At 73.6% G+C, this 22,176-nt stretch carries 21 protein-coding genes and 1 pseudogene; 10 read left to right on the forward strand and 12 right to left on the reverse strand.

Annotated features, from left to right (window positions below; translation table 11 throughout):
* Positions 1-45: 45 nt before the first annotated feature.
* The gene (locus ACZ5TL_RS20380; RefSeq protein ID WP_468591394.1) at positions 46-978 is read right to left on the reverse strand and encodes an NAD(P)/FAD-dependent oxidoreductase; all 933 of its coding nucleotides are present in this window, start codon (positions 976-978) and stop codon (positions 46-48) included.
* Positions 979-1,056: 78 nt separating this feature from the next.
* On the opposite strand from ACZ5TL_RS20380, the gene ACZ5TL_RS20385 reads away from it, so the two are divergent.
* From ACZ5TL_RS20385 to ACZ5TL_RS20410, 6 genes are all read left to right on the forward strand, one after another.
* Positions 1,057-1,629 (forward strand): helix-turn-helix domain-containing protein, encoded by a 573-nt coding sequence (locus ACZ5TL_RS20385; RefSeq protein WP_468591395.1) that lies wholly within the window; start codon positions 1,057-1,059, stop codon positions 1,627-1,629.
* A 119-nt stretch (positions 1,630-1,748) separates the two neighbouring features.
* Positions 1,749-2,714: an NADPH:quinone oxidoreductase family protein gene (locus tag ACZ5TL_RS20390; RefSeq protein ID WP_468591396.1), complete on the forward strand. Its 966-nt coding sequence runs from the start codon at positions 1,749-1,751 to the stop codon at positions 2,712-2,714.
* Complete coding sequence (locus tag ACZ5TL_RS20395) at positions 2,711-3,928, forward strand: acyl-CoA dehydrogenase family protein (protein ID WP_468591397.1); 1,218 nt, start codon at positions 2,711-2,713, stop codon at positions 3,926-3,928. Before ACZ5TL_RS20390 ends, ACZ5TL_RS20395 begins: the two co-directional genes overlap by 4 nt.
* On the forward strand, positions 3,925-4,998 hold the full coding sequence (locus ACZ5TL_RS20400) for an acyl-CoA dehydrogenase family protein (RefSeq protein WP_468591398.1): 1,074 nt from the start codon (positions 3,925-3,927) through the stop codon (positions 4,996-4,998). Before ACZ5TL_RS20395 ends, ACZ5TL_RS20400 begins: the two co-directional genes overlap by 4 nt.
* 251 nt (positions 4,999-5,249) lie before the next feature.
* Positions 5,250-6,113: a phosphatidylinositol-specific phospholipase C/glycerophosphodiester phosphodiesterase family protein gene (locus ACZ5TL_RS20405; RefSeq protein WP_468591400.1), complete on the forward strand. Its 864-nt coding sequence runs from the start codon at positions 5,250-5,252 to the stop codon at positions 6,111-6,113.
* Positions 6,114-6,235: 122 nt separating this feature from the next.
* Positions 6,236-6,430, forward strand: a complete 195-nt coding sequence (locus ACZ5TL_RS20410) for a hypothetical protein (RefSeq protein ID WP_031107271.1) — start codon at positions 6,236-6,238, stop codon at positions 6,428-6,430.
* A gap of 2 nt (positions 6,431-6,432) precedes the next feature.
* On the opposite strand, the gene ACZ5TL_RS20415 is transcribed toward ACZ5TL_RS20410, so the two are convergent.
* The 6 genes from ACZ5TL_RS20415 to xylB all read right to left on the reverse strand — a co-directional run bounded on the left by ACZ5TL_RS20415 (position 6,433) and on the right by xylB (position 12,958).
* Positions 6,433-7,674, reverse strand: coding sequence for a phosphodiester glycosidase family protein (locus tag ACZ5TL_RS20415; protein WP_468591401.1), 1,242 nt, complete (start codon positions 7,672-7,674; stop codon positions 6,433-6,435).
* 124 nt (positions 7,675-7,798) lie between these two features.
* Positions 7,799-8,971 (reverse strand): bifunctional class I SAM-dependent methyltransferase/NUDIX hydrolase, encoded by a 1,173-nt coding sequence (locus ACZ5TL_RS20420; protein ID WP_468591402.1) that lies wholly within the window; start codon positions 8,969-8,971, stop codon positions 7,799-7,801.
* A 3-nt stretch (positions 8,972-8,974) separates the two neighbouring features.
* Positions 8,975-9,370: a luciferase domain-containing protein gene (locus tag ACZ5TL_RS20425; protein ID WP_468591403.1), complete on the reverse strand. Its 396-nt coding sequence runs from the start codon at positions 9,368-9,370 to the stop codon at positions 8,975-8,977.
* Between the two features lie 93 nt (positions 9,371-9,463).
* The gene (locus ACZ5TL_RS20430) at positions 9,464-10,063 is read right to left on the reverse strand and encodes an N-acetylmuramoyl-L-alanine amidase (RefSeq protein WP_468591404.1); all 600 of its coding nucleotides are present in this window, start codon (positions 10,061-10,063) and stop codon (positions 9,464-9,466) included.
* A 228-nt stretch (positions 10,064-10,291) separates the two neighbouring features.
* A complete protein-coding gene (locus ACZ5TL_RS20435; protein WP_468591405.1) occupies positions 10,292-11,497 on the reverse strand; it encodes an ROK family protein in 1,206 nt (401 codons plus the stop codon).
* 15 nt (positions 11,498-11,512) lie between these two features.
* Positions 11,513-12,958 carry a xylulokinase gene (gene xylB / locus ACZ5TL_RS20440; RefSeq protein WP_468591406.1) on the reverse strand — a complete coding sequence of 482 codons (1,446 nt, stop codon included), beginning with the start codon at positions 12,956-12,958 and terminating at the stop codon, positions 11,513-11,515.
* A gap of 116 nt (positions 12,959-13,074) precedes the next feature.
* Here xylB and xylA point away from each other — a divergent pair, with 116 nt between their 5' ends.
* Both xylA and ACZ5TL_RS20450 read left to right on the forward strand, forming a co-directional pair.
* Positions 13,075-14,241, forward strand: a complete 1,167-nt coding sequence (xylA, locus tag ACZ5TL_RS20445; protein WP_468591407.1) for a xylose isomerase — start codon at positions 13,075-13,077, stop codon at positions 14,239-14,241.
* Positions 14,242-14,391: 150 nt separating this feature from the next.
* Positions 14,392-14,727, forward strand: coding sequence for a hypothetical protein (locus ACZ5TL_RS20450; protein WP_468591409.1), 336 nt, complete (start codon positions 14,392-14,394; stop codon positions 14,725-14,727).
* A gap of 94 nt (positions 14,728-14,821) precedes the next feature.
* On the opposite strand, the pseudogene ACZ5TL_RS20455 reads toward ACZ5TL_RS20450, so the two are convergent.
* The 3 genes and pseudogenes from ACZ5TL_RS20455 to ACZ5TL_RS20465 form a co-directional block, all read right to left on the reverse strand.
* Positions 14,822-15,286, reverse strand: a pseudogene (locus tag ACZ5TL_RS20455) (GNAT family N-acetyltransferase); the annotation flags it as partial.
* Positions 15,283-16,539, reverse strand: coding sequence for an SWF or SNF family helicase (locus tag ACZ5TL_RS20460; RefSeq protein WP_468591411.1), 1,257 nt, complete (start codon positions 16,537-16,539; stop codon positions 15,283-15,285). The gene ACZ5TL_RS20460 and the pseudogene ACZ5TL_RS20455, both read right to left, overlap by 4 nt.
* Positions 16,536-19,409 carry a DEAD/DEAH box helicase gene (locus tag ACZ5TL_RS20465; RefSeq protein WP_468591573.1) on the reverse strand — a complete coding sequence of 958 codons (2,874 nt, stop codon included), beginning with the start codon at positions 19,407-19,409 and terminating at the stop codon, positions 16,536-16,538. Before ACZ5TL_RS20465 ends, ACZ5TL_RS20460 begins: the two co-directional genes overlap by 4 nt.
* A 223-nt stretch (positions 19,410-19,632) precedes the next feature.
* Between ACZ5TL_RS20465 and ACZ5TL_RS20470 the strand changes: the two genes are divergently transcribed.
* The gene (locus ACZ5TL_RS20470; RefSeq protein ID WP_468591413.1) at positions 19,633-19,815 is read left to right on the forward strand and encodes a hypothetical protein; all 183 of its coding nucleotides are present in this window, start codon (positions 19,633-19,635) and stop codon (positions 19,813-19,815) included.
* A gap of 66 nt (positions 19,816-19,881) precedes the next feature.
* Here the strand turns inward: ACZ5TL_RS20470 and ACZ5TL_RS20475 are convergent, their stop codons facing one another.
* Together ACZ5TL_RS20475 and ACZ5TL_RS20480 are read right to left on the reverse strand one after the other, a co-directional pair.
* A complete protein-coding gene (locus ACZ5TL_RS20475; RefSeq protein WP_468591414.1) occupies positions 19,882-20,739 on the reverse strand; it encodes a hypothetical protein in 858 nt (285 codons plus the stop codon).
* A 137-nt stretch (positions 20,740-20,876) separates the two neighbouring features.
* Positions 20,877-21,173, reverse strand: a complete 297-nt coding sequence (locus ACZ5TL_RS20480) for a hypothetical protein (protein ID WP_468591416.1) — start codon at positions 21,171-21,173, stop codon at positions 20,877-20,879.
* Between the two features lie 99 nt (positions 21,174-21,272).
* Here ACZ5TL_RS20480 and ACZ5TL_RS20485 point away from each other — a divergent pair, with 99 nt between their 5' ends.
* Positions 21,273-22,175, forward strand: coding sequence for an oxygenase MpaB family protein (locus ACZ5TL_RS20485; RefSeq protein WP_468591417.1), 903 nt, complete (start codon positions 21,273-21,275; stop codon positions 22,173-22,175).
* Position 22,176: the final 1 nt, after the last annotated feature.

Below are 22,176 nucleotides of genomic sequence, written 5' to 3' on the forward strand. Positions count from 1 at the left end.
GGGCCGCCTCTACACCCGGACGGCCGGGTGCCACGGGCGGAGCCCTCAGACGGCGTCCAGGTCCGTCATCAGCAGGTCCCCGACGATCGCGGACGCCGCCCGGTACCCGCCGCTCGCCGCGTGCACGACCTGCTCGGCGAAGCCGATCGCGTTGCCGGCGGCCCATACGCCCGGCACGGTCGTCAGGCCGTTCGCGTCGACCACCGGGTACGCGCCGAAGGGCGTCTCGTGCAGCTCGGCGCCGAGCTGCTCCAGCAGGCCGGTCCGGGGAACCGGCCGGGGAGCGGCGAACAGCACCGAGCGGGCGTGCGTCGTGCCGTCCGCGAGCCGGACCCCGGTGAGCCGGTCGTCCTCGACCACCAGCCCCGCGACCTCCCCGGGCACCACGTCCACCCCGGCCGCGGCGAGCCGCCGCAGATCCGCGTCGGACAGCTCCTCCTCGGCGACCGTGTGCAGGAAGAACCGCACGTCCTTCGACCACTGGGACACCATCAGCGCCTGGTGCACACTCGCCGGAGTGGGGGCCAGCACCCCGAACGGCTCGTCGCGCACCTCCCAGCCGTGGCAGAAGGGGCAGTGCAGCACGTCCCGGCCAAACCGCTCCGCGACCCCGGGGACGGCCGGCAGCTCGTCCTTCAGCCCGGTCGCGACGACCAGCCGCCGGGCCCGCACGGTCCGGCCCCCGGCCATGACCACGGTGAAGTCCTCATCCCTCCCGACATCCCTCCCGACCTCCGCCACCCGGTCCCGCGCGAGCTCCACGCCGTAGCGCGCGATCTCCTCCCGGCCGATCGCGAGGAACTCGGCGGGCGGCATGCCGTCCCGTGACAGGTACCCCTGCATGTGCGCGGCGGGCGCGTTGCGCGGCTCGTCCGCGTCGACGACCAGCGTGCGGTGCCGGGCCCGCCCCAGCACCAGCCCCGCGGACAGGCCCGCCGCACCGCCGCCGATGACGACCACTGCGTACTTCTCGGTCATGGTGACCACCTCCGCGACCGAGCGTCGCCCCGGCACTGCGGTATTGACAAACGACCTTGCCGAATCTGCAATACGGACATGACCACGGACGAGGTACTCGCGGGCGTCGGCCCCCGGCTGCGGCAGATGCGCAAGGACCGGGAGGTGACCCTGTCGGCGCTCTCCGGTACCACCGGCATCTCCGTCAGCACCCTGTCGCGACTGGAGTCCGGCCTGCGCAAACCCAGCCTGGAGCTGCTGCTGCCGATCGCGCGCGCTCACCAGGTGGCGCTCGACGAACTGGTCGGAGCCCCGCCGGCCGGTGACCCGCGCGTGCGGTCCAAGCCGATCGTGATGGGCGGCCGCACCCACTGGCCGCTCACCCGCCAGCCCGGCGGCCTCCAGGCCTACAAGGTGCTCGAACCGCAGCGCAGGCAGGAGCCGGACCCGCGCACGCACGAGGGCTACGAGTGGCTGTACGTGCTCGCCGGGAAGCTGCGCCTGGTGCTGGGCGCGCACGACGTGGTGCTCACGGCGGGGGAGGCCGCCGAATTCGACACCCGGGTGCCGCACTGGTTCGGGTCGACGGGGGAGGGGCCCGTGGAGTTCCTCAGCCTGTTCGGGCCGCAGGGGGAGCGGATGCATGTACGGGCGCGGCCGAAGCAGTCGTGACGCGTGAGGTGCCAGGTGGCGGGACTCTTCGCCCGGAGACGGTTCCCTCATCGGCAAGCGACCGCTTAGTATGCGAAGTGACCCCGGTCAGACGAAGCAGTCCCCCGTGGAGGCCCCGCATGCAGGCATGGCAAGTGCACGAGAACGGCGAGCCGGGCGAGGTGATGCGGCTTGAGGACGTGGAACCGCCCGCGCCCGGTGAGGGCCAGGTCCTGCTGAAGGTGCGCGCGGCCAGCATCAACTTCCCGGACGCCCTGCTGTGCCGCGGCCAGTACCAGGTCAGGCCGCCGCTGCCGTTCACCCCGGGTGTGGAGATCTGCGGCGAGACCGAGGACGGCCGCCGGGTGATCGCCAACCCGGCACTGCCGCACGGCGGCTTCGCGGAGTACGCCGTCGCGGACCCCGCCGCCCTGCTGCCCGCGCCGGACGCCCTGGACGACGCGGAGGCCGCGGCCCTGCACATCGGCTACCAGACCGGCTGGTTCGGCCTGCACCGCCGGGCCGGTCTGGAGGCCGGCGAGACCCTGCTCGTCCACGCTGCCGCAGGAGGGGTCGGCAGCGCGGCCGTGCAGCTCGGGAAGGCCGCCGGCGCCACCGTCATCGGTGTCGTCGGCGGCTCCGGGAAGGCGGCCGTCGCCCGCGAGCTGGGCTGTGACGTCGTGATCGACCGCCGCTCCGAGGATGTCGTCGCGGCCGTCAAGGAGGCCACCGGCGGTCGGGGCGCCGACGTGATCTACGACCCGGTCGGCGGCGAGGCCTACACCCAGTCCGCCAAGGCCGTCGCCTTCGAGGGGCGGATCGTCGTCGTCGGCTTCGCCAGCGGCACGATCCCCAGCCCGGGCCTGAACCACGCCCTGGTGAAGAACTACTCGATCCTGGGCCTGCACTGGGGCCTGTACAACACCAAGAACCCGAAGCTGGTCCGGCGCTGCCACGAGCAGCTCACCGAGCTGGCCGCCCGGGGCGCGATCAAGCCGCTGGTGAGCGAGCGCGTGCCGCTCGCCGGGGCAGCCGCCGCCGTGCAGAAGGTGGCGGACGGGCTCACCACCGGCCGGGTCGCGGTCGTCATGGAGGAGGCAGCATGACCGACGCCGAGGAACTGCGCCGTCGTACCCGGGCGTTGCTGGCCGCCCATCCGCCGGCCTCGACCGACCGCCTGGACTTCCTCCGGGCCCGCTTCGACGCCGGACTCGCCTGGGTGCACTACCCGGAGGGCCTCGGCGGACTCGGTGCGCCCCGCTCCCTCCAGGCCGTCGTGGACGCCGAGCTGGAGGCGGCCGGAGCACCCGACAACGACCCCCGACGCATCGGCATCGGCCTCGGCATGGCCGCGCCGACCATCCTGGGCTTCGGCACCGAGGAGCAGAAACGGCGGTACCTCAGGCCGCTGTGGACCGGGGAGGAGGTCTGGTGCCAGCTGTTCAGCGAGCCGGGTGCCGGATCCGACCTGGCCGCGCTGGGCACCCGGGCCGTGCGGGAGGATGGGGGCACCTCCCGCTCGAGCGGAGCCGAGAGCGGGGGAGCCTGGATGGTCAACGGGCAGAAGGTCTGGACGTCCAGCGCCCATGTCGCCCGCTGGGCGATCCTCATCGCCCGCACCGACCCGGACGTGCCCAAGCACCGGGGCATCACCTACTTCGTGTGCGACATGACCGACCCGGGCGTCGAGGTGCGGCCGCTACGGCAGATCACCGGTGAGGCCGAGTTCAACGAGGTGTTCCTCACCGATGTCCGCATCCCCGACACGCGCCGCCTCGGTGAGGTCGGTGACGGCTGGAAGGTCGCCCAGACCACGCTGAACAACGAGCGCGTGGCCATCGGAGGCATGCGGCTGCCCCGCGAGGGCGGCATGATCGGCCCGGTCGCGAAGACCTGGCGCGAGCGCCCGGAGCTGCGCACCCACGACCTGCACCAGCGGCTGCTGAAGCTGTGGGTGGACTCCGAGGTCTCCCGCCTCACCGCCGAGCGGCTGCGTCAGCAACTGGTCGCGGGCCAGCCCGGCCCCGAGGGCGCCGGCATGAAGCTGGCCTTCGCCCGCCTCAACCAGGAGATCAGCGGCCTGGAGGTGGAACTCCTCGGCGAGGAGGGTCTGTTGTACGACGACTGGAGCATGCGGCGCCCGGAGCTGGTCGACTTCACCGGCCGCGAGGCCGGCTACCGCTACCTGCGCTCCAAGGGCAACAGCATCGAGGGCGGGACCACCGAGGTCCTGCTGAACATCGTCGCCGAGCGCGTCCTGGGCCTGCCCGCCGAGCCGCGCACCGACAAGGACGTCGCCTGGAAGGACCTCGCCCGATGAGCGACCTGCTGTACTCGGAAGAGGAAGAGGCGCTGCGCGCCGCCGTCCGCGACCTGCTCACCGACCACTGCGACGCACCCGGCGTCATCGCCCGCACCGAGTCGGACGCCCCACACCACATGGCCCTGTGGAAGGCCCTCACCGACGGCATGGGCCTCGCCGGCCTGCTGGTGCCCGAGGAACTCGACGGCCAGGGCGCCACACACCGGGAAGCCGCCGTGGTGCTGGAGGAACTGGGCCGCGCGGTCGCGCCCGTGCCGTATCTGACGAGCGCGGTCGTCGCCACGGAGGCACTGCTGGCCTGCGGCACCGACGACCTCCTGCGCGAACTCGCGACCGGGACGACGATCGGCGCCCTCGCGGTCTCCCTCAACGTCGCGCCGGGCGCCGCCTACAAGACCGTCCTCCACGAGAACGGCCTGCTGCACGGTGAACTCACCGGCATCGCGGACGCCGCCGTCGCGGACGTCCTGCTCGTGCCCGCCGACGACGGCGGCCTGTACGCGGTCGACGCCGCCACCGCGACCGTCACTCCGCAGATCTCCCTGGACCTGACCCGCCCGCTCGCGACCGTCACCCTCGACGGGGCCCGGGGCCGCCTCCTGGGCGACGCCGAGCCCGCCGTGCGCCGGGCCCTGCGCGCCGGAGCCGGGCTGCTCGCCTCCGAGCAGTTCGGCCTGGCCGACTGGACACTGATGGAGACCGTCCGCTACCTGAAGGAGCGCAAGCAGTTCAACCGGCCCGTCGGCGGCTTCCAGGCGCTCAAGCACCGGCTGGCCCAGCTGTGGCTGGAGGTCGTCAACCTCCGTGCTGCCGCCCGCAACGCCGCGGACGCCCTCGCCGGCGGCGAGGACATCGACGTGGCCGTCGCCGTCGCCCAGGCCTACGCCGCGCCGGTCGCCGTCCACGCCGCCGAGGAGGCCGTGCAACTGCACGGCGGCCTCGGCATGACGTGGGAGCACCCGGCGCACCTGTACCTCAAGCGCGCGAAGGCCGACTCGATCGCCTACGGCACGGCGGGCGCCCACCGGGAGGAACTGGCCGCACGGGTCGACCTCCTGGCCCCCTGACGTCCATCCGGCCGTCGCGGGGGGCTCCTCGGGGAAAGCCCGGGGCGGCGGGCGGCCCGGAAAGCTCCGTGAAGGCCCGGGGCAGCCCGTGAAAGCCCGTCCCACCAGGGGCGGGCTTTTCCGTGCGCCCCGGCCCGGTGAAGTGAACGCACAGCGGCAGTCCCACCAACTCCGCGCACAGGCCTGCTTCTTGGACCGACCGGGACCCATACTCGCAGGGGTCCCGTACGGCACCTCCAGGGAGGCAGAGCATGGCCCTCACCACCCGTCGCAGAGCCCTCACCACCCTCGGCGCGGCCCTCGCGGGCCCGGTCGCCCTCCCCGCCGCGCAGGCACTGGCCGGCGAACGACGGCACAGGCCCCGCCCGTTGTGGCGCGCCCACGCCCACAACGACTACGAGCACCCGCGCCCGCTGCTCGACGCCCTCGACCACCGCTTCGGCAGCGTCGAGGCCGACATCTACCTCGTGGGCGACCAGCTCCTCGTCGCCCACGACCCGGAGGACCTCGACCCGTCCCGCACACTCGAGTCCCTCTACCTCGACCCGCTCGCCGCCCGCGTCCGCGCCCACCGCGGTTCGGTGTACCGGGGGTACCGCGGTTCGCTGCAGCTGCTCATCGACATCAAGACCGAGGGGGCGCCGACGTACCTCGAACTCGACCGCCACCTCCGGCGCTACCGGCACCTGTTCACCACATACGTCCACGGCCGTGTCCACCGCGGCCCGGTCACGGCCGTGATCTCCGGCGACCGCGCGGCCCGCGCCCCCCTGCAGGCCCAGACCGTCCGGCGCGCCTTCTACGACGGCCGCCTCGCCGACCTCGGCGGTCAGGCCCAGGCCTCCTTCATTCCGCTGATCAGCGACAACTGGTGGCTCAACTTCACCTGGCAGGGCGTGGGCGCGTTCCCCGACGCCGAGCGGCAGAAGCTGCGGGGCATCGTCAGGACCGCCCACCGGCGTGGGCAGAGGGTGCGGTTCTGGGCGACGCCCGACCTGGCCGGGCCCGCCCGCGACGCGCTGTGGGGCGAACTGCTCGCCGCGGGCGTCGACCACCTCAACACCGACGACCTCGCCGGACTGGAGGCGTTCCTGGACGCCCGGCGCGCGAGGTAGGGCGCGGGGAGGACACCACACGTTCGGCGGACAGGTCAGCCGCACGGATGAACCCTCCGCTACGCCACACTTACGGCCGAACGCCGTGAACCGGACATGGCGGCGTGGCGGAGGAGTTGACGATGGCCATTTCCATCTCTGTGGTGCTGCTGCTCTTGATCCTGGCGGTGATCTTCCTGCGCAACGGCGGGCTGAAGGTCTCCCATGCGCTGGTCTGCCTGCTGCTGGGCTTCTACCTGGCGAGCACCAGCATCGCCCCCACCATCCACAGCGGCCTCACGGCGACGGCGGACATCGTCAGCGGTCTGCGGCCCTGACGTCACGCCCCCGAGAACACGCCGATGCCGTTCGGAACGGTCCGCTCGGCGCCGCCGCTGGGGTGGTTGCGCACCGAGACGGCGCTCGCGCCCGGTTGCCGGGCGACCAGCGTCGACGACCCGCCGCCGTCCAGACTGAAGGCGGCGTCCGAGCCCAGCTTCCCCATGGTGTCGGCCACCTCCGCGATCGTCAGGCCGCCGCGGTAGGCGGCTGCCCCGTCCAGCGCGAGCAGCAGCATGCGCCGCCCGCCGTCGGCGATTCCCACGGCCGTGCGGACGGCCGACGCCGTGTCGTCCAGGCCCGGCAGCGGCCGCCCGCCCGTGAGGACCGGGTAGCCGCCGAGGGCGAGGCGGTACGCGGTGCCGTCCGTGGCCGCCACGAGACGGTGCTCCACCTCGACCGGCCCGTCCGTGGCGAACTTCCGCAGCTGCTGGGCGCCCGCCTCCCGGCCGACCAGCACGGTGGTGCCCTCGGCGATGGGACCGCTGCCGGGTGTGTCGGCGGCCGCCACGACCCTGCCGTCGCGGACCGTCACCTCGTACGTGTCCGTGCTGCAGGGCGCGGCCCGGTCCGTGTCCGTGCCGCACGTGGCGCGCACGCGGGAGGCGCTGCCCCAGTCGGAGGTGAACGCGCCGACCGAACCCACCGGCAGGGCGTACTGGTTGAGCCCGCCCAGCGGCAGCTGCGCCTCGGCCGTGCGGACCGAGCCGTCCAGGGCCAGCCGGTCCAGCCGCGCCACTTGGTCCGTTCCGACGCCGAACACGTCCTCGGTGGTCGTGCCGGGCGGCAGCACCGGGCCGAAACGCTGGCCGTTCGGCACGGCCGCCTTGAGCGTCCGCCCGGCCGCGATCGCCGGACCCACACTCGCGCCGGTCGGCTCGACGCCCGGGTGCTGCGTCTCGATGATGTTGAAGAAGTCGCCGTTGACTCCGGCGACCGCGCCCTGCGCGTCCGCCATGCGCGAGACCCGCGCACGCGAGGCCACGGCCCCGGGATGCAGCAGGTCGACCCGTACCTGCGGATGGCCCAGGTCGACCTTCAGCACATGCGCGTGGGCCACCCCCTCGGCCGCCTTGATGTCGAACTCCTCGTACCTGACGCCCGGCGCGACCCGTACGCCCTTGTGGACGGCGTCGGCCGGAGCCGCCCCCGCCAGGGCCGCACCGGCCAGCGCGCCGAACGCCGTGAGAAACGCCAGTAGCGCTCTGCCCGCTGCCCGCCGCCCGCGACGACCTGCCACCATGCCCCCTGATACCTCGTCAACTGTCAGGAATCTCAGGGGCAGTGCACCAGACCGCGGCGGTCGGCAGGGTGGCTGAGCGCCGGCCACACGGGAACGGCTGAAAAAACGCCCCCCTCCGGGTGCTTCAGCTGTCGCCCGATCCGGTGGCGAACGGCGTGAAATGAGCCGGTGTGTGGTCGATGGGCAGCCCGGGCCGCCAGGCGGTGAGGGCCTGGGCGCTGCACACGAACAGCTGCTCCGGCAGGCGGTCCAGGCCGAACCAGCGCCAGCGGCCGACGCTCTCCCCGGGCTGGTCCGTCGGCTCGCCCCGCCAGGCGGTGACCAGGGCCGCCACGGTCACCCGGACGACCCCGCCCGCGTCGTCCAGGAGCGTCCCCAGCAGCCGGACGTCCTCCGGCCGCGCCGCGAGCCCGGTCTCCTCGGCGAGCTCCCGCACGGCCGTCTCCCGCAGCGACTCCCCGGGCTCCACCGTCCCGCCGGGCAGCTCCCACGTCCCGCGCCGGTGCCGGCCGAGCAGCAGCCCGCGCGGCCCGTACAGCACGGCACCGACCCCGAGCGCCGCGTGGGCGGGCGGCGGCTTGGCGACGCGCGGCCGGGAGGAGACGCGGACGGGCCGGGTCACCCGAAGCAGCCGGTAGCACGCGTGGTTCCCGGCCTGCGGCGTGTCGAGGACATCGACTCCCTCCAGCCGCAGCCCGTACTCGGTGAGCAGTTCCGTCCAGAGCTCCGGCGTGAGGACCCACATCTGGACGGTGACGTCATCGCCGCCGGCCAGCCGCAGGATCTCGGGCCGCGCGGCGACCCGGTCCGACGGCCCGTCACCCCGCGCGTTGGTGTGCAGCACCGTGAAGCAGAGCCTGCCGCCCGGCCTCAGCGCCCCGGCGAGAGCGGGCAGCAGCCGGTGCGGGTCGATGTACGGGACGGCGTTGACGGAGTAGATGACGTCGTACGGCTCCGCGATGCGCAGATGCTCCACCGCGTCGGCCAGGACGAGCCGCAGCCCGGGCAGCGAGCCGTAACGGGCCCGCGCCCGTTCGTACTGCCCCGCCGAGGCGTCGACCGCGTCCACCAGCGCGCCACGGTCCCGGACCAGATGGGCGGCGTGCCGCGCCGGACCGCACCCGAGGTCCAGCACCCGCCGGCCCGTCAGCTCCCCGAGGACCTCGGTCCCCGGCCCGCCGCCCTCGAACCCCCAGTCGAGCCGCGTCGCCTCGGGCAGCGGGGTGCCACGCCGCAGATGATGTGCCCCGTACGTGCCCCAGGCACCGGCGTTGACCGCCTCCGGTTCGTCCGCCAAGACTCAGCCGCCCGCCACGGCGTCACGCGGGAGCACCGTGACACGGTGGAAGTTGCACCCGGCCGGCCCGGGCCCGTCGGTGGCGGGCCGGGTCTGGTGGGCCTTGAGGGCGATGCTCACCAGGCTGAGCAGCAGGTCGATGTCCGCCTCGCAGTCGAGGTGAACCGTCACCCAGCACGATCCGGGAACCAGGCGGATCGCGCTCGAACCGGCCAGGTCGTAGTGGAAGCGCTGGATGGCCCGGTCGGTGAGGTGGAGATCCACGTCCCGCGGCGAGTGGACGTGGACGATCTCGTCACGGACGGAACGGAGCGCCCGTCCGGTACCGCAACTTGCCGGGCCCGCCATCAGGTCGGGCCAGGCCTGCAGGCGCTCCATGGCGCGCTGGGCCAGAGTCATGGTCCCATCGTCGCCTGATTACCGCGCCGCAACCAGAGGTTGAGTGAGGTGTAACCGGCATGTGAGGTGGCGCGGAGGGGCATTGGCCAGGTTTCAGGCGGACTTGACCAGTCTGAGGTAGCGCTTCCAGTCCCAGTGCCGGCCCGGGTCGGTGTGGTCGCTGCCCGGCACCTCGTGGTGACCGATGATGTGCGCGCGGTTCCGGGGGATGCCGTACCTCGCGCAGATCGCCGCGGTGAGCCGGGCCGACCGCTCGTACATGGCATCGGTGAAGTACCTGGGCCGGTCCACCCAGCCCTCGTGCTCGATGCCGATGCTGCGGGTGTTGTAGTCCCAGTTCCCCGCGTGCCACGCGATGTCGGTCTCGCGCACGCACTGTGCCACGTGCCCGTCGGAGGAGCGCACCACGTAGTGCGCGGAGACCTTCTTCCCGGGGTCGCGGAACACCGACAGGGTGCCGGCGTACGTCGTCTGCGCGACGTGGATGACCACGTAGTTCAGCGGATGGGCCCGGGGGCGGTTCGAGGGCGTGTAGTTGGCGCGGCTCGCCGGATGCCACGCGGCTCCGGGGTGGTCGACGGTCTGGGGCCGGGCGGTGGCCCGGGTGCCGGGGAGCAGGGTGGAGGGGACGGCGGTGAGGGCGGCGCCCATGAGGATGCTTCGCCTGCTGGGACCGTGGGTCATCCGTTCCATGAGGGTGTGCCTTCCGGGTTCGACGGCAGCGGGTGTCACTTGATCGACTAAGGAGAGCGGCGGCCGTTGTGGCCGCGGCCCGCCTGAATCAAATTACGGCGCCTGCCGGGCGGTCAGGAGGAAGCACCCCGAAGTGGTGGACGGGGCCGGAATTGTGGACAACTCGCTCACCCGGCCGGGTGATTGCGGAGGGGGCCGACCTCCGGGCCGTGTGGCCCTGACCCGTTCTCAAGCCTGCTGGGCGAACACCGCCGGGTCGTCCAGGACCGCCCGCACCACCGAGTGCGCGGCCCCCAGCAGCGGCCCCTGCGGGCCCAGTCGTGACACGGACACGGGACAGGCCGGGCCCGCCGTGCGCCGCGCCAACTCCTCACGCAGCGAGGGCAGCAGCCAGGGCGCCAGCCCGGACAGCTCGCCCCCCAGCACCACGCTCTCCGGGTCCAGCAGGTTGACCGCCCCGGTCAGGGCGACTCCGAGGGCGGTGCCCGCGTCACGCAGGGCACGGCGGACGTCCTCGTCGCCCTCAGCGGCCCGCCCCGCGAGCAGTCCCACGCGGTCCTGGTCCGGCTCCAGACCGGCCGCACGCAGCACGGCCTCCTCCCCGGCGTACTGCTCCAGGCATCCCCGCCCGCCGCACGCACACTCCGGTCCCTCGGGCCGGACCGGCACATGCCCCAACTCGCCGGCGAAACCGCGGGTTCCGCGCAGCAGCCCGCCGTCCACCACGACCGCCGCACCGATACCGATCTCCGCCGACACGTGCAGGAAGTCGCGTGGTGTGCCGTCACCGAGCCAGAGTTCCGCGAGGGCACCGAAGTTGGCCTCGTTGTCCACGGTCAGCGGGAGGCCCGCGGGCAGCAGTTCACCGAGGTCCGTGTCGTGCCAGCCGAGGTTCGGGGCGCGTACGACGGTCCGGGCGTCGCGCGCCACCAGCCCCGGTACGGCCACGGCGAGCCCGGCCGGCCACAGGCCCTGGCCCTCCGCCTCGGCGACGACCCGGCGGATCAGTTCGGTGAGTTCCGCGATCACTGGTTCTGGGGAGCGGCCGCGGTTCGCCCCCTGCCGTATCGCGCGCGAGCGGGCCGTGCCGCCGAGGTCGACGGCGCAGACCGCGAGATGGTCGACGCCGACCTCCGCACCGATCCCGGCCGGGCCGCGTCCGCTGACGGCGAGCGCGGAGCCGGGGCGGCCCACCCTGCCGGGCCGTTCGGGCCCCAGCTCCTCCAGCAGGCCCGACCGGATCAGTTCGTCGACGAGCGTCGACACCGCCGCCCGGGTCAGGCCGATCCGTGAGGCGACAGCGGCCCGGGAGAGCGGTCCCTCGGCGCGGACGGCGTGCATGACACGGGAGAGGTTGCGGCGGCGCATGCCCTGCTGGGTGTCGGGCAGCGCGCGTCCCGGCGCGGAGCGGGCCTCGTGCAGCGGTGCGGTCATGCCTGACGCCAGTCCTCAGTGGGTGTCGGTGGGCCGCTCCAGCAGCGGAGCCGCGTCGGAGAGTACCCCGGCGATCCTGGCCAGCGTCTCCTCGTCCCGCTCGACGGCGTCGAGCACCGGACCGGCCGCCGTGCCCCAGCGCCGCGCGACCGCCGCCGGGTCCTCCCCGGTCAGCACCCCGGCCGCCTGCGCGGCGGCACCGAGCGCGACCAGCTCCTTGGCTTCGGGCACCTGTACGGGACGCCCCGACAGCCGCCGTACGGTCTCCTGCCAGGCCGTGCCCCGGGCGCCGCCGCCGATCAGCAGCAGGGGCGCCGAGGGGTCGGCCTCCGCGTCGAGGACCAGGTCGAGCGCGCCGAGCAGGGAGTGCACGGCACCGTCGTAGGCGGCCTGGAGGAGCTGCCCGGCGGTCGTGTCGTGGCGCAGGCCGTGCAGCAGCCCGGAGGCGTTCGGCAGGTTCGGGGTGCGCTCGCCGTCCAGGTAGGGCAGCAGCGTGACGGCCGTGCCCGGTTCGACGGCCTCGCGGTCCAGGCCCAGCAGCGTGGCCACGCGGTCGACGGCGAGCGTGCAGTTCAGGGTGCAGGCCAGTGGCAGCCAGTCGCCGCGGGCGTCGGCGAAGCCCGCCACCGTGCCGCTCGGGTCGGCAGGCCGGTGACGCGACACGGCGTACACCGTGCCCGAGGTGCCGAGGCTCATCACCGGCGTGCCCGGACGCACCCCGAGGCCCAGCGCCGCGGCGGCGTTGTCGCCGGTGCCGGGCGCGACCAGCGTGCCCTTGGAGAACGGCAGATCATGACTGTCGCGCACCGTGCCCGCCACCTCGCCGGGCCGGACCACACGGGGCAGCAGGGCCGGGTCGAGCCCCACGTGCGCCAGGACCTCCTCGTCGTACGCCTCCGTCCCGGACGTCCACCAGCCCGTCCCGGAGGCGTCGCCGCGGTCGGTCGTGCCCTGCCCGGTGAGCCGCTCGGTCAGGTAGTCGTGGGGAAGACGTACGGCCTTCGTGGCGCGGACCGCCTCCGGCTCGTGCTCGGCCAGCCAGGCCCACTTGGTGACCGTGAAGGAGGCGGCGGGGACGCTTCCGGTGCGTTCGGCCCAGAACTTCGCGCCGCCCAGATCCTCCGTCAGCCTGCGTGCCTGCGGCGCGGAGCGCACGTCGTTCCACAGCAGGGCGGGCCGCACCGGCTCGCCCCGGCCGTCGAGCGTGACCAGGCCGTGCTGCTGCCCGCCGACCGACACCGCGGCGGCCTCGTGCGCCGCGTCACCGCACTGGCGCAGGGCCTCGCACAGCGCGTCCCACCACTGGCGCGGATCGCTCTCGCGCCCGGCCCCCGAGGAGACCGTGTGCGGCGCCTGGCCGCTCGCGACGACCCGGCCGGTCGACGTGTCGACGACCAGCGCCTTGGTCGACTGGGTGGACGAGTCCACGCCGACGACGAGCGGACCCTCGGCTGCTGACATCGGGTTTCTCCCTCTGCTCTCGTCCCGAGACACCTTGTCTCTTCCCAGGAAGGTGCTCGCATACTAATTTGTAAATCGGCATGACGAAATAGCCTCAGCGAGCAAGGAGCCGCGGCATGAGCTACCAGCCCACCCCCGAGGACAGGTTCACCTTCGGCCTGTGGACCGTCGGCTGGCAGGGACGGGATCCCTTCGGCGACGCCACGCGGCGTGCCCTGGACCCGGTCGAGACGGTGCAGCGCCTGGCCGGTCTCGGCGCTCACGGCGTCACCTTCCACGACGACGACCTGATCCCGTTCGGCTCGAGCGACACCGAGCGCGAGGCCCACATCAAGCGCTTCCGGCAGGCGCTGGACGCCACGGGCATGAAGGTCCCGATGGCCACCACCAACCTCTTCACGCACCCGGTCTTCAAGGACGGCGCCTTCACCGCCAACGACCGCGACGTGCGCCGCTACGCGCTGCGCAAGACCATCCGCAACATCGACCTGGCCGTCGAGCTGGGCGCCGAGGTGTACGTGGCCTGGGGCGGCCGGGAAGGGGCGGAGTCCGGCGCCGCCAAGGACGTCCGTGCCGCCCTGGACCGGATGAAGGAGGCCTTCGACCTGCTCGGCGAGTACGTCACCTCCCAGGGCTACGACCTGCGCTTCGCGATCGAGCCCAAGCCGAACGAACCGCGCGGCGACATCCTGCTGCCGACCGTCGGCCACGCCCTGGCGTTCATCGAGCGGCTGGAGCGGCCGGAGCTGTACGGCGTCAACCCCGAGGTCGGGCACGAGCAGATGGCCGGGCTGAACTTCCCGCACGGCATCGCGCAGGCGCTGTGGGCGGGCAAGCTGTTCCACATCGACCTCAACGGCCAGTCCGGCATCAAGTACGACCAGGACCTGCGCTTCGGCGCCGGTGACCTGCGCGCCGCGTTCTGGCTGGTCGACCTGCTGGAGTCGGCCGGCTACACCGGCCCGCGGCACTTCGACTTCAAACCCCCGCGGACCGAGGACCTCGACGGCGTGTGGGCCTCGGCCGCCGGCTGCATGCGCAACTACCTCATCCTCAAGGACCGCGCCGCCGCCTTCCGCGCCGACCCGGAGGTCCAGGAGGCCCTGCGCGCGGCCCGCCTGGACGAGCTGGCCCAGCCGACCGCCGCGGACGGCCTCCAGTCCCTGCTCGCCGACCGGTCGGCGTTCGAGGCGTTCGACGTCGAGGCGGCCGCCGCCCGCGGCATGGCCTTCGAGCAGCTGGACCAGCTGGCCATGGACCACCTGCTGGGGGCCCGCGGCTGACCTCACGCGCGCGTGCGGGTCCGTCGGCCGGTCACAGTGACCGGCCGACGGACCCGTCATGCTCCGGAATCATGCGATCCATGCCATGAGCCCGTATCAGCTTCCGTGCGCCCCTCGCGCCTTGAACGGAGCGCGGCGACTGTGGCCGGTATGGCCATGCCACCCGTACCGCCTCACCCGCCCGGACCTCCCCGCCGCCGCAATCCGCTGCTCGTCCTGCTCGCCGTGCTCGTGGCCGCCGCGGCCGTGTCCGTCGTGGTGCTGATGGCCTCGGGGCGGGACGACTCACCCGACGAGGAGCCGTCCGGCGAGAGCAGCCGCACGCCCGCGCCGTCCTTCGGCATCCCCACCGAACTGCCCATCAGGCTGCCGAGCGAGCTGCCCACCCGGCTGCCGTCGGGCTTCCCGACGCAACTGCCGAGCGACCTGCCGAGCGACTTCGAATCACTCCTGCCGTCCCTGGACACCGGCGACCTACTGCCCTGACCGGAGGCCGTGCCGGGAGCCGGCCCGGCGCGACGAACACCACCATGTCCGTCTCCTCACCCGGCAGTGGGCCGGGCTCCCACCATCCGGCATGGCGATAGAAGGCGAGGGCGTCCGCAGCCCCGCTCCAGGTCATCAGCCAGGCCCGGCCGCCGGGCGCGTCGGAGCCGGCGGCGGACAGCAACCGCCGCCCCAGACCCGTACCGCGAGCCCGGGAGCGTACGCCCAGCTCGTCGATCTCGAAGGAGCCGACCAGGAGTTCGTCCACCCGGTCGGCACCGAGCCGTCGTGTCACCTTTCCGTAGGCGCGATCGCCGCGGAAGGGCGCTTGAGTGATCCAGCCCGTGGCGAAACCTTCCACCCCGCCGTCCTCGGACAGTGCCAGCACCGCCCGGAAGCCCGGACGGCGCACGTCCGTCTCCAGCCGCTCGCGGAATTCTGCCCGGGTCTCCTCGACGCCCCGGGGTTCCCAGGGCGGTTCCGTGAAGACCTCCGCATACGCCTCGGTCAGTTCGTCGGCGACCGTGAGGACGTCCTGGCCGTATCGGCGGATCGTCACAGGAAGCTCCCCTCTTCGGGGACGAGTTCAGCCGACGCCAGGGCCGTCGCCGGGTCTTGGGCGGCGCCTCCCGCGGGCTGCCAGCGGCCGCGCTCCTTGCGGTACGGCCACCAGCGGCCGTCCCGGCCGAGGCGCAGCTGGACCGGCGCGCCGGCGACCGTCCACCGGTTGCCCCGCGCCCGCAGCCCCGGCCGCTCGTCCGCGTCCCAGGCGGACTCCAGAGCGGCATGTGCGCGTGCGAGCGCTTCGCCGTCCACCTGCCACTCCTCGTCCAGTACGGACAGCGCGTGCCTACCGCCGTGACGCCAGGCCTGGACGGCCGTCGCCAGGCCCTCCCGGTCGCGTCCCGACCCATCGGCGAGCCGGTCCGCCACCTCCCGCCCGGGCCCGCCCGCGGCCAGCCGCACCGCGTCCTGCGCCACCGTCAACTCCTCGTCGACGGCACCCTCGAGCGCCTCCGAGAGCAGCCGGTGCGCCCGTACGGCGGTCCGTGCGGCCAGGAACTCCAGCGCGGCCGGGTCGATGCCGGGCGCGGGCGGCGTCTCGGTGTCCAGGGACGGCGGCACACCGGGCGCGTCGGGGAGGACGGGCAGACCCGGGAGCGGCGGCAGGATGTCACCGGCGGCGTAGGCCTCGGCCGCGTCCACGCCCTCCGGCTCGAAGGAGCCCGCCGCGGACGCGCCGCCGCGCGCCTGGAGATCCTCCAGCAGGGCGGCCTCGCCGCGCCCCCGCATCAGCAGCAGGACGAACGGGTCCTGGTCCAGCAGCCGGGCCACCTGGTAGCAGAGCGCCGCCGTGTGACCGCAGTGGTCCCAGGCCCCGCAGTCGCACTCCGGCTCCAGATCGCCCAGGCCGGGCAGCAGTTCGACGCCCGCGGCGGCCGCGTCCTCGACCAGGTGTGGCGGCATGTCCCGGTCCAGCAGCGCCGCCACGTGTCCGGCCCGCTCCACCGTCATGTCCAGGAGGCGGTCCCACTGCGAGGGCGAGAGCTCCTCCAGAAGGATGTCGGCCCGGTACGCCGTGCGGTCGCGGTCCTGGACGACGGCCGTGAGCCGCCCGGGGCGCACCGACATCGCACCGACCGCTCCCGCGCGCGCGAGCCGGCGACCCGTCTTGAGCTGCGCCGGTTCCAGCGCCGTGTCCTCCAGCGCCTTCAGCCAGGCCCGGCCCCACCAGGTCTGCGCGAACCCCCGTCCGCGCGCGGGCGGCAGTGCGGCGAACGTGCGCTCCGTGTCACCGTCGTACCGAGTCATCGCAGGCCCCCTCGCAGTTCGACCAGATCCGTCAGTTCGGCGTCCGTCAGTTCCGTGAGCGCGGCCTCACCGGAGCCCAGGACCGCGTCCGCCAGCTCCCGCTTGTGGGCCAGCAGTTCGGCGATGCGGTCCTCGATGGTTCCCTCGGCGACGATCCGGTGCACCTGCACGGGCCGCGTCTGGCCGATGCGGTACGCGCGGTCGGTCGCCTGCGCCTCGACGGCCGGGTTCCACCAGCGGTCGTAGTGCACGACGTGCTCGGCGCGGGTGAGGTTCAGCCCGGTGCCCGCCGCCTTCAGCGACAGCAGGAACACCGGCACTTCGCCGTTCTGGAAGCGCCGCACCATGGCCTCGCGCTGGGTGACGGGCGTACCCCCGTGCAGGAACTGTGTGGGCGTGCCACGGGCGGCCAGGTGCCGTTCCAGCAGGCGGGCCATCCGCACGTACTGCGTGAAGACCAGCACGCCCGCCTGCCCGGCAAGGATCGTGTCGAGCAGTTCGTCCAGCAGCTCCAGCTTCCCGGAGCGTCCGGTGATCACCGGACGCTCCTCCTCGAGGTACTGCGCCGGGTGGTTGCAGATCTGTTTGAGGCCGGTCAGCAGCTTCACGATCAGGCCCCGCCGCGCCATGCTCCCGGCGCCGGAGATCTCCGCGAGCGCCTCGCGCACCACGGCCTCGTACAGCCCCGCCTGCTCCTGGGTGAGCGACACGGCGTGGTCGGTCTCCGTCTTCGGCGGCAGCTCGGGCGCGATCCCCGGGTCCGACTTGCGGCGGCGCAGCAGGAACGGCTGTACGAGCCGGGCCAGCCGGTCGGCCGCGGCCGGGTCCTGGCCGCCCTCGACGGCATTCGCGTACCGCCTGCGGAAGGTGCCGAGGCGGCCCAGCAGCCCCGGCATCGTCCAGTCGAGGATCGCCCACAGCTCCGACAGGTTGTTCTCCACCGGGGTGCCGGTGAGCGCCACACGCGCGCGTGCGCCGATGGAGCGCAGCTCCCGCGCCGTCGAGGAGTACGGGTTCTTCACGTGCTGGGCCTCGTCCGCCACGAGCATGCCCCACTGCACCCCGGCGAGCCGGGGCGCGTCCAGGCGCATCGTGCCGTACGTGGTGAGCACGAACTCCCCGTCGGCCAGGCCCTCCAGGCTGCGCCGTGCGCCGTGGAAGCGCCGCACGGGTGTGCCGGGCGCGAACCGTTCGATCTCCCGCTGCCAGTTGCCCATCAGGGACGTCGGGCAGACCACCAGGGTGGGCCCGGCGGACGGTGCGTCGGTCTGCCGGTGCAAGTGGAGGGCGATCAGCGTGATGGTCTTGCCGAGTCCCATGTCGTCGGCGAGGCAGCAGCCCAGTCCCACCGACGTCATACCCGCGAGCCAGTTCAGGCCCCGCCGCTGGTAGTCCCGCAGGGTAGCGGCCAGGGCGGCCGGCTGCTCCACGGGCTGCTGCGCCTCGGGGTCCGCGAGCCGCTCCCGCAGTGCCGCCAGCCAGCCGGTCGGCCGCACCTCGACCCGGTGGCCGTCCACCTCCGCCCAGCCGGTGAGGGCCGCGCCGAGCGCGTCCACGGGCGTGACCTTGTCGTCCTGCCGGGAGCGCGCCAGCCGTACCTCCTGAGGGTCGATCAGGACCCACTGGTCGCGCAGCCGCACCACAGGGCGCTTGGCCTCGGCGAGACGGTCCAGTTCCTCGCGGCTCAGCCGCCGCTCGCCCAGCGCGAACGACCAGGTGAAGGCGAGCAGCGCGTCGGCGGACAGGAACGACGGCGTGGCCGCGAAGGCCCTGCCCGACTCCTGTTCGTCCTCGGCGGGCCCGACCTCCGCGCGCGTGGTGAGGTCGCGGGTCAGTCCCTTCGGCCAGTGCACGTCGACGCCGTCCGCTGCCAGGGAGCGGGCGCCCGCTCCCAGGAGCTCGGTGACCTCCTCGTCGGCGAGCTCGACCGCGTCGGGCACGGCCGCCGAGAGCAGCGGCGTGAGGGGGGCCCAGGCACGGGCCGCCCGGCGCAGGGCGAGGAGCGCGTCCATCCGCGCGCGGCGGCCGAAGGCCTCGCCCCCGGTGCCGGCCCAGACGTCCGCGGCGTCCGCGACGAGCGCGGGATCGCTGACGCTGTGCACCTGCAGCACGGCCCGGAAGGTCACGTCCGCGCCGTCGTCCGGGTCGTCGTCCGTGTCGGTCAGACCGTCCGCCTCGATCCGCAGGGACAGCCGCACGCCCGCGTCGTGGCCCGCCGCGACATCCGCCGCCCAGGCACGCTGCTCGGGCAGGCGCACCGGCTCGGCCGCCGCGTAGGCGGCACCGCCCGTCACCAGCGGGGCGGCGGGGGAGCGGGGCAGGGTGTCGGCAACCGCGTCGAGGAAGGCGCGCAGGAGCTGCTCCGGGCCGGGCAGCCGCAGCGGCCCGGGGCCGTCCAGCGGCACGGCGTGCGCCTCCGGCGGCATCGCGGCGGCCAGGCGGCGTACGTCCTCGACGTCCTGGGCGCGCAGCGGGCCCGTGTGCCAGGCGTCGTGGTCGCCCTGGGACAGCCCCGGCAGCAGCAGTCCGCGTGCCACGAGGTGCAGGGCGTGCAGGGCGGCCGCGCCCCAGAACAGGGTGGAGCGGTGCCCCCGGGCGTCGGCACGCGCACGCGTGAGGACCGGCAGGGCCGCGCGCAACGGCACCACGACGGCGGACGCCCTCGCTGCCTCGATCCCACTGTCTCCGGGCACGACGACGGTCAGGTCCGCGACGGACGCCGGTGCCACGGCCGGAGGGGCATCGCCGTCGGGCCGCCAGAAGGCGACGCTGCCGGTGCGGGCCGGGTCGCCGGGCAGGAACACGGAGTGGCACAGGGGCAGTGCGGAGATGCCGGAGGAGGGCGCCGGGTGAGTCGGATGCTCGTCTATGGCTGATTCCTCAAATTTGACTAGTGGAGCGGAGTCGCCGAGAATACAGCACTTCTGGTGCAGATGGGTATGGTCAGCCTGTGAGCTGGGTCACCATAGAGGTCTCAGGGGTGCGTCGGGGTCGCACCTCAGGGATGTCTCAGGGGCGCGGTCCGGAACCGTCGCGAGCGCGGGTCCGTTTTCGAGACAGAGAGCGGCAGTGGCCGCGAAGGAGGCGACAGTCATGTCCAAGAACGCCAAGATCGCCGCGGGCGGTGTGGCGGTCGGGCTCATCCTGCTGATCTGGCTGCCCTGGTGGGCATCGCTCCTGATCATCCTGGGAGTCCCGGCCGCCGCGTACTTCACGCTGGACCCGTCGCAGCGCCGCAGGCTGCGCCGCGCCACCCGCAAGGAGCTCGGCCGCTGAGGCGCTGACCGGGGCAATCCGGCCGAGCGGGAGCCACCGGCGGCAGTGCCGAGGGGTCCGACCGGTTCAGTTCGGCCGTACGGCCATATCGTCCAGCGCCTCGAGGAGACCCGGCAGCTCCGGCCCCCGGCCCACCGGCAGGACCTCGCCGGGCTCCTCGTCGAGCAGCACGAAGGCGATGTCGTCGGTCCTGGCCACGAGCGACCAGCCAGGACCGTCGGCCCGCAGGATCCGTGCGTCACCCGGCGCGAACGACGAGCGGACGCGCCCCAGCGGCGGCGGTGTGTCGATGTAGGTGCGCGCCTCCGCGAGGACGCGCCGGATGCGGCTCTGGCCCGGGCGCCCGTCCTCCCTGCTCCCGTCCGGACCGCCGACCGTCCCGCCCTCGTCGCCCGGTGCCCCCGGGGACTCCTGCTTCGGAAAGGCCGCGTCGTCGACCTGCTCCCGCCACGTCGCCCAGTGCAGCGCGATCTCGTCCGCGCCCAGACGCCGCTGGCCGGGCCCCCAGACGCTGGTGTCCGGTGGTGCCAGCGGGGGCCGGTCGTCGACCTCCGGACCGGGATCGTGCGGCGCGGGCACCCCGGGAGCGGCGACGGCGACCGCGAGGGGCCAGCCGGGCAGGGCCGCCACGACCGTGCGCTCGTCCGGCGACAGGTCGTACTCCATGCCGCAGTCCCAGGATGCGATCGCGACCGCCACCAGGGAGACGTCGTCGATGACCACGGTCCACCGGGCGCCCTCACCGTCCTGCCCGAGCACCAGCCCGTACCCGTCGGCGAGCGGCGCCAGACCGAGCGCCGCGCATGCCTCGGGGTAGTCGTCGCCCAGCACACTCGGGAACTTCGCCGGCGTCAGCAGCACCGCCGTGAGCACATAGAGCGCATCGTCCTCGGCGGCGACGGCGTCCTCATCCGTCCCGGCCATCCCAGCCTCCCCATCGGTTCGTCCAACCGCGCGCACCCTAGTGCGCGCGGAAGCCGCTTGTCACGACCCCGCATGCGCACGCGGAGCTGCAGCTTTCCGGCGGACGGGGCGAATCGGCCGTCCGGGAGGGCGGCGCGTCACGCCGCCGGCAGTCCCAGAAGCTCACGGGCCACGGTCTCCGGCGACTCGCCGCGTTGCCGCGCGAGCGCGATCACGGCCCGGCAGGCGAGCTCGTTCACTCCGAACGACAGCGCCTCCGGCGAAACCCAGCCGGCCGCCTCGTCGGCCCGCTCCTGGTCGTCCTGCGCGCACGCCGTGACGTAGCCGGCCGCGGCCTCGAAGAGGTTGTGCGGACGCCTGTCCGCCCCGGCCCTCGGCTCCGTGCGCCAGGCACGGGTGACTCTGCCCCCGGCCTTGCGGACCCTGCCCCACATGCGGACCGCCTTCCCTCTGTGCGACTGCCGTGCCGGTCGTACATGTCCCGGACACCAACGTAAAGTTGCAGGACCTGCGGCAGAAGGGGGGACGGCACGGTGAAGCGCTTCGCACGGCTGGAACGGATCCGGCGGATGGACCCGTACCGGGAGGCCACGGACATCTACCGACTGAGCGTGGCGTACGAGTTCCCCTGGGACTTCACCCGGGCGCTGGAGCTGGCCCTGTACCGCACGTACGCCGTCCCGAGCATCGGCCGGCTGCTCGCTCGCACGGCGGAGCTCACGGAGCGGACGCAGAAGCGCTACGACGACACCTCACTCCTCCTGGACACCATCGTCGAGCACGGCTTCGGCAGCGGCCAGGGAAAGACCGCGATCCGCCGCATCAACCAGATGCACCGCAGCTACGACATCAGCGACGACGACATGCGCTACGTGCTCTGCACGTTCGTCGTGATGCCCAAACGGTGGATCGACGCCTACGGCTGGCGCAGGATGTCCCGCCACGAGACCGTCGCCAGTGTCGTCCACTTCCGCACGCTCGGCCGCCACATGGGGATCAACGACATCCCCGAGACCTACGAGGATTTCGAGACCTGCCTCGACGCCTACGAGGCGGCCCACTTCGCCTGGGACGAGGAGGCCCGCCGCGTCTCGGACGCCACTCTCGACCTGATGGCCTCCTGGTACCCCGGCCCGCTCGCCCCCCTGCTGCGCACCACGACCCTCTCCCTGCTCGACGACGCGCTCCTGCGCGCCTTCCGCTACGAACCGCCGAGCGCCGCCACGCGCGCGTGGGTACGCCGCGCGGTCCGGCTGCGAGGCCGCGCGGTCCGTCTGCTGCCGCCCCGGCGCGCCCCGCACTTCGCCCGGCAGAACTGGGAGATCAAGGGCTATCCGTACGGCTACCGGATCGCCGACCTGGGCACGCGCCCGGTCCCGGGCGTCCGGGGCTGCCCCGTGCGGCACGCGCAGGCGCCGGACGCCGAGGCCGGGTGAC

The organism is Streptomyces sp. NPDC033136 (assembly GCF_055578235.1).

What these genes read in the sequence shown, in the direction of transcription:
- ACZ5TL_RS20480 (WP_468591416.1), bottom strand. Translation starts at nt 21,173, where the DNA reads ATGTGGGGCAGGGTCCGCAAGGCCGGGGGCAGAGTCACCCGTGCCTGG.
- ACZ5TL_RS20460 (WP_468591411.1), bottom strand. Translation starts at nt 16,539, where the DNA reads ATGACTCGGTACGACGGTGACACGGAGCGCACGTTCGCCGCACTGCCG.
- ACZ5TL_RS20405 (WP_468591400.1), top strand. Translation starts at nt 5,250, where the DNA reads ATGGCCCTCACCACCCGTCGCAGAGCCCTCACCACCCTCGGCGCGGCC.
- ACZ5TL_RS20475 (WP_468591414.1), bottom strand. Translation starts at nt 20,739, where the DNA reads ATGGCCGGGACGGATGAGGACGCCGTCGCCGCCGAGGACGATGCGCTC.
- ACZ5TL_RS20450 (WP_468591409.1), top strand. Translation starts at nt 14,392, where the DNA reads ATGGCCATGCCACCCGTACCGCCTCACCCGCCCGGACCTCCCCGCCGC.
- ACZ5TL_RS20435 (WP_468591405.1), bottom strand. Translation starts at nt 11,497, where the DNA reads ATGACCGCACCGCTGCACGAGGCCCGCTCCGCGCCGGGACGCGCGCTG.
- ACZ5TL_RS20400 (WP_468591398.1), top strand. Translation starts at nt 3,925, where the DNA reads ATGAGCGACCTGCTGTACTCGGAAGAGGAAGAGGCGCTGCGCGCCGCC.
- ACZ5TL_RS20395 (WP_468591397.1), top strand. Translation starts at nt 2,711, where the DNA reads ATGACCGACGCCGAGGAACTGCGCCGTCGTACCCGGGCGTTGCTGGCC.
- ACZ5TL_RS20410 (WP_031107271.1), top strand. Translation starts at nt 6,236, where the DNA reads ATGGCCATTTCCATCTCTGTGGTGCTGCTGCTCTTGATCCTGGCGGTG.
- xylA (WP_468591407.1), top strand. Translation starts at nt 13,075, where the DNA reads ATGAGCTACCAGCCCACCCCCGAGGACAGGTTCACCTTCGGCCTGTGG.
- ACZ5TL_RS20380 (WP_468591394.1), bottom strand. Translation starts at nt 978, where the DNA reads ATGACCGAGAAGTACGCAGTGGTCGTCATCGGCGGCGGTGCGGCGGGC.
- ACZ5TL_RS20390 (WP_468591396.1), top strand. Translation starts at nt 1,749, where the DNA reads ATGCAGGCATGGCAAGTGCACGAGAACGGCGAGCCGGGCGAGGTGATG.
- ACZ5TL_RS20415 (WP_468591401.1), bottom strand. Translation starts at nt 7,674, where the DNA reads ATGGTGGCAGGTCGTCGCGGGCGGCGGGCAGCGGGCAGAGCGCTACTG.
- xylB (WP_468591406.1), bottom strand. Translation starts at nt 12,958, where the DNA reads ATGTCAGCAGCCGAGGGTCCGCTCGTCGTCGGCGTGGACTCGTCCACC.
- ACZ5TL_RS20470 (WP_468591413.1), top strand. Translation starts at nt 19,633, where the DNA reads ATGTCCAAGAACGCCAAGATCGCCGCGGGCGGTGTGGCGGTCGGGCTC.
- ACZ5TL_RS20425 (WP_468591403.1), bottom strand. Translation starts at nt 9,370, where the DNA reads ATGACTCTGGCCCAGCGCGCCATGGAGCGCCTGCAGGCCTGGCCCGAC.
- ACZ5TL_RS20385 (WP_468591395.1), top strand. Translation starts at nt 1,057, where the DNA reads ATGACCACGGACGAGGTACTCGCGGGCGTCGGCCCCCGGCTGCGGCAG.
- ACZ5TL_RS20430 (WP_468591404.1), bottom strand. Translation starts at nt 10,063, where the DNA reads ATGGAACGGATGACCCACGGTCCCAGCAGGCGAAGCATCCTCATGGGC.